The sequence below is a fragment of the Pseudomonas sp. HMWF006 genome (assembly GCF_003061205.1).
Taxonomy (GTDB): domain Bacteria; phylum Pseudomonadota; class Gammaproteobacteria; order Pseudomonadales; family Pseudomonadaceae; genus Aquipseudomonas; species Aquipseudomonas monsensis.
In genome coordinates, this window is sequence record NZ_QAIU01000233.1 from 4728 (window position 1) to 10417 (window position 5690).

At 59.2% G+C, this 5690-nt stretch carries 2 protein-coding genes; both read right to left on the reverse strand.

Going from position 1 to position 5690, the window contains the following annotated elements; translation table 11 throughout:
• Positions 1–3712: NEL-type E3 ubiquitin ligase domain-containing protein (locus DBR24_RS09355; RefSeq protein ID WP_256591361.1), on the reverse strand; the 3712-nt coding region annotated here is incomplete at its 3' end.
• 90 nt (positions 3713–3802) lie between these two features.
• Positions 3803–5690 (reverse strand): hypothetical protein (locus DBR24_RS09360; protein ID WP_256591362.1); only part of this gene is annotated, 1888 nt, incomplete at its 5' end.

A 5690-nucleotide genomic window follows, 5' to 3' on the forward strand; every position in this document is an offset into this window, starting at 1 on the left:
TCTGTTCGTCCGTGGTGCGGGCAGCCTGCTCACTCAGCTCTTGCCGGGTCAGCGTCTCGACCAGCGCCGCTTCCTCGATTGCCAGTGAAGCCTGCAGTGCTCTTGACTGCTCGTCATAGTCGGCAAACGCCAGTGTCTTCGCGTTATGTGCAGCGTCGAGCGTTGCCTGACGATCCTGGAATGGCTGACGCTGGGATTCGAACTGCGACCGGTACTTGTGTGTGACGAATTCCTGCCAGAACTCCCGCGAGATCAACGCCTGAAATTCTTCTGGAGAATTATCCAGCGCAATGACCTTTTCGTAGGCGGCATCCAATTGGGCCTTTGACACGTCGGCCAACTGTGCAAAGCCCATCCGCTCGGGTTGTCCCGGCAGTTGCAGGCGATCTTTCAGGCCGTGGCGGTAGGCGAGCCGGATTTCGACCTCTTCCTGTACATGGGCCGCGCCTGCCTGGGTTCCTCGCGTTTCGCTGATGGCCGCTTCACGCCGTGCGATGTCCGCCGATGCGATTTTGTCCACCTCGTGCAGGCGGAACAACGATTTGGAAAGCGCTGACAGCTCCGGGCCTTGTGCCTGGTCACGGGCCTGGGTCCGCGCGTTGTACATCATTGTCCGCACTTCAAGATTGGCAAATGTGAAGGCCGCCCGGTCACAGCAGGTCGCTTCGCCCGCCCGAGAGAAAAGCTCCCTGCGCAAGCGTTCGGACTCCGGACTGTTTTCGGTGATGCTATCAATCACCTTCCAGACCCTTTGCTGCAGTGCCTGGTGGCCGGCGGGATCTTGCAGCAAGCGTTCAAGGGTATCGAACAAACCGTCCGAACCTTGCTGATCACGCAGGGTCTGCCATTGAGTTCTTCTGGCGGACACCTCGTCGGCGGACAGGCCGGCGGTCCAGCGTGCCATCGGGTCATCAGCCATGGCCCGAACGACGGCCGGGCCCCGTCCGCGGGCGGAGTCGATCAGATTGTTGCGGCCGGTCAACGGTGTCTCGGCTTCTATCAGGCGTTCGTTGTAACGGTTGAGGCGTGTAAGGGTTTCCGCGGATAACGGATTTCTGCCAATGTCGGTGACGTTGTTGACCCGTGCGGTGTGCGCCAGGCGCTCGTCCGGTGGCGCGATGACCGCGTCGTGAATCTCCGTGATCCGGTTGTGACGCAGATTGACGGTGTCGAGCAAGGGCTGGTCGACAAGTCCCGTGGGGAATGCGTCGATGCCAGTGCTCGCCAGATTGAGCGAGCGCATATCGAGGATCTGGCTGAAGTCCGGGGTGATAGCCAAATGAGGGTTGTCGTTCAGCCACAGGGCGCGCAGTGTGCTGCGTCCGGCCAGAACCTGAGCGCTCTCGGCGGTCAGGGCAATCTGGTTGTCCTGCAAAAACAGACGGGTCAGACCGTGCATTTCGCCAACGGCGGGTGGTAGTTCACGCAGTTGATTGCGCGAAAGGTCCAGCCAGCGCACATGGCGAAAACGGGTCAGAAAACCTTCGGGCGACGTGCTCAGGCTCATGTTGCTCAGTTTCAGCGAACCGACATGACTGAAGTCCACATCAATGTCCGGCAGGCTGGGCAGGTTCAGACCGCTGAGGTCCAGCTCGAGGCCGATCGGCGTTTGGTCGTTGGCCAGTTTCTGGGGTGTTTCACGCCGCCAGCAAGCGAGTATCCGATTGCTCGCCTCGGTCCGGTCGTTACGGTTTTGCGCGTTGATCTGCAATTGATTCGCCCGAATATAGCGCTGACGGATGCCACCGCCGGAAAACACCCAGGCATCGAGCTGGCCTTTCAGCATGCTGAACTCCTGTTCGAGGTTATTGAGCCGGATGCCTGCGGCGTCCTGTTCAAGGCTCCAGATGAAGTCCCGACAGGCCTTGATGCTTTTGCCCGGATACAAGCGCCGATAACGCTGAACCCCTGAATCTTCGGTATCAAAGGCTGTCGGGCGCGTCGTCTTGATCAGCTCGGGATGTTCTCTGTTCAGTCGCCGCCAGTAACTGTCGAATTCTCTCCAGTAGCCCGGAGGGAAGTCGTTACCCGCCAGGTGTGTGACCGAGTTGATACGCGCCACTGACGCCAGGCGTTCTGCGGCCGGATTAATGAAGGCCTGTGGCACTTCCCGAAGCGCGTTGTGGCTCAGATTCAGGTCTGTCAATGCGCTCATCTCCTCCAGGCCTGTCGGCCAGTGAGTGATTCCGGTGTGACTGAGATCCAGCGAATTCAATCCGGACATGCCACTGAAGTCCGGTGTGTTGTTCAAAGGATTATGGGAAAGGTCGAGCGCAATCAACTGGTTCAGGCCGGCCAGCCTTGCAGCGCCTTGTTGATCCAGTTCTATGTGGTTCGAGCTCAAGTCCAGCCGTGTCAGCTTGCGCATGTCCGCCACCGGAGCCGGTAGTTTTTCAAGGCTGGAATGCTTGATGGACAAGCTGCGCAGGTCGGAAAAACCGGACAGAAAAGTCTCGGCGGCAGCCGACCCGTTGACGCCCGAAAGCGTTAACACGCGCACGTGACTGAAATCCGCGCTCAGTACCGGCAGGGATATGCCTTCGGCGGACAATATCAGCCGCGCCGCAGTCTCGTGACGCCAGCAGCGTTTGATCTCATCGGCGATCAGCTTCGCCTTGACCTCTGAAGCTGAGGAGGTCTGCGCGCCGCTTTCGATCCAGGCAAGCAAATCCTTTTTCAGGGTTTTGTATTCAGCTTCCTTGCGAGTCAGCGCGGCGCTGGCGGTGTCGCCAAACCACTGGAGCCAGGTCGCAACCTGTTGATCGTCAAAGGAGGGGAACAGTTTACGCACGCGAGGCTCCAGCCTTTTCGGGCGATTGACGAAAGCGGCCAAGCGCTCGGCCAGACTTTGGCGCACCGGCCGTTCCGGTTCGCCACGGCGCATTCCGCCCGTTCCCGCGACGTTGACGCCCACCCAGCCATCCCGGGGGTCGAACACGATGGCTTCCGATCGGCCGGGACGAGTGGCGACATACACGTTGTCCGGGTCACGGGCCACCGGATCCTGCGTCCGGATGATGCGCATCACCGCCGCGTGGGGCGACGACGCCTCCTGATCATGCAAGACCTGATAGGTGCGTTCGTGGATCACCACGTAGAGTTTGCCCTCGTGACGGATCAGGCCGTCGCCATCGACTTCGACGTAGGCGAAGTCCAGCGTTGTCCGGAAGGCTTCAAGGCGGGTCTCGGACAGTGTGAAGATGATCGACTCAAGGTCCGGGCGCGGATGCCAGAGCGCGCTGTCGGCATCACGCACCAGCACCGGGCCGGAAGGGGTCAGTTCGCTGTGCAGTCTGGCGCGGTACAGACCGGTCAACGGATCGATGCCGATCTGCACGATGCCGCCGTCCGGCACATCGACATATGGGCGTCCCTTGAGTGTACGAAAACCTTGTGCGTCAGCCTCCGGCAAGCGTGCGCCAGTGGCGATCCAGTAGGACTCGATGGCTGTTTGCGCACGGGGCGAAGGCAGGGTTGCAGCCGTCGGCAGCTCATGAACGGTCAATGGAGGGGCTGGCGCAATCGCATCGGGATTGACGTCGGGTCGTGCTCTGCCAGGCTCGGGGTGGTACCGCGCCAGCATCGTGGTTGGCGCCCAGACATCGATCCGGCCCGGTCTGTCGAGCGACGACGAGGGGGCCTGTGCGGGGGAGGTCGCAGGGGAATGGATGTCGACAGTGGTGGTGCCTCTGACGGGGGGGCGAATCTTCATATTTTCATCCTTGCAGGGTTGCCCCTCGACCCTCGCGAACGAGAGCCGTGAGGCATTTGGCGTCATTGCCTTGAGGTTTATCCGGCGGTCTTAAGCCGCCAGGTTGAATATTTTTTGTGCGGTTTTGCCATCGAAGGTTTCACGCCAGATGGCCACGTGCGGTAAACCGGCCTGTTCATCCCGGCGCTGGGACAACGTGCCGCGTCCGGCCTGCTCAAGGGTTTTCAGATGCCCGCCCTTGACCGTGAAATTCAGCGCATGGCTGTCGTGGGCCTCGTAGTGGAAATGGGCTTCCCATAACGGCGTGGTGTCAGAGCGATCATTGATCGAATAAACGTCGAGAAATGTTTTTTTCGCGCCTTTGCCCATCGGTTTGCGAGACACCTTACGGACCACATCGAGTTCGCCATGGTCGAGCAGATAATTCAGGCGCATGACATCCAGCACGGCTCTGTTTTTGTACATGCGCACCAGAACGTTTTGTCCTTCTTCGGTCAGTGAGTCGCCAGCGCTGCGCAAGCGTGCGACCAGCCCGGCAGTTTCGCTGTCATCGACGGCCTGTTGATGGTTTTCCAGCAATCTTGCCTGATCGTTGAGGCGATCGGCCTCGGCGCCCAGATACTCGAGAATATCCGTCGGGTTGGTTTTTCTGGCTTCCCTGGATTTTGCTTCGGCCAAGTGTCCGGCGACGCCGGCCAGCAGGCGACGGGCTTCGCTGAGGCGTTCGGGCCGTGGTGTGTCGACAATGTGCGGGCGCACCGGCAACCATTCGCCCTGGTGTTTTTCGTAGCGCTGCGGCGGGCTGTCGGGGCGGAACGGGTCGGGCACCTTGAGCGTGACATTACCATCGGCAGCGATTTCCGTTTCTCCCACCAGTACCTTGTAAGTGCCGTGTTGGCGGGTACGGAACATTTTCCTGGGCGGCGCCGGAACGGCTGGCGAGGTATTCGACTGCGGCGGAACAAAGTCGAAATCGATCTCCTGATCGAGATGCGGAAGCTCGGTGTTGCGCTCGAACCTGTCATAGATAGTGGTCAGGCGACTTTCGATTTTGCTTTCGTATTGCTCGATCAGCGTAATGATTTCTTTGATGTAGCCGACCTTTTCCGGACTTTCCAGCGTCATTAACGCTGCGAATCGGCCTTTCTCGTTCTTTAGCTGATCGACGGCCAATAACAACGCCAACGGTTGCTGGTGCTCGGGAATGCTCTTCAGACTTTCGGTGAACAGGTCGATCGCCCGTAACGATTCCATGCCCGGACTGGGCGGATTCGGAGAGTCATCCGTCAGCAGGCGCAGGTAAAGCGTCAACTGGTTGAATTTGATCTGATCGACGCCGGGGAGCTTGTTGTTCAATTCATCCAGGTCAGACACTGAGCTGGGGTCGGATTTCTTGATGTGTTCCATCAAGGCCTGACGGTCTTCGAGCAGCTTGAGCTTCTTGTTCAGATGGGTAATGACTCTCCGGTAAGTGCTTACGGACACGGCCAAGGCGAGAGGTTTGACTCGCATGTCCATGATCACCATGAGCCGGTTCAGGTTCTCCACCCGTTCCTTCTGGAACGTTCGCAATTCCCGCTTATATTGCCCGCTGGCTTTCAAATGCTTGAGCCATTCCCTGTTATCGATCAGCGACTGCACGAAGTCCGCCTGCATTTTGAGGAGTTTGAGCATGTGCACTTCAAGCTTGATCAGGGCCTCGGTTCTTTCGGTACTGCCTTCGGGTTGCAGCCGCACCTGCTCATGCAGGGCATCGTATTGTTGCGATGACCTTTCAATGGCTTTGTGCGCGTTATGAATGGGCTGGTAGCGCTGCATCAGTTCGTCATGTATCGGTTTGAGCGCCGGATGGCGTGGCATGCCGCCCTTGAGACCGGTGTTGATTGCCAGCCATTCGTTTCGCTCGTTTCGGGTGACTGCCAGGGTTGCCCCGGCGCGACTGGCGTTATAGGTATTGGCGGTGTCGGTGGCCACGGGG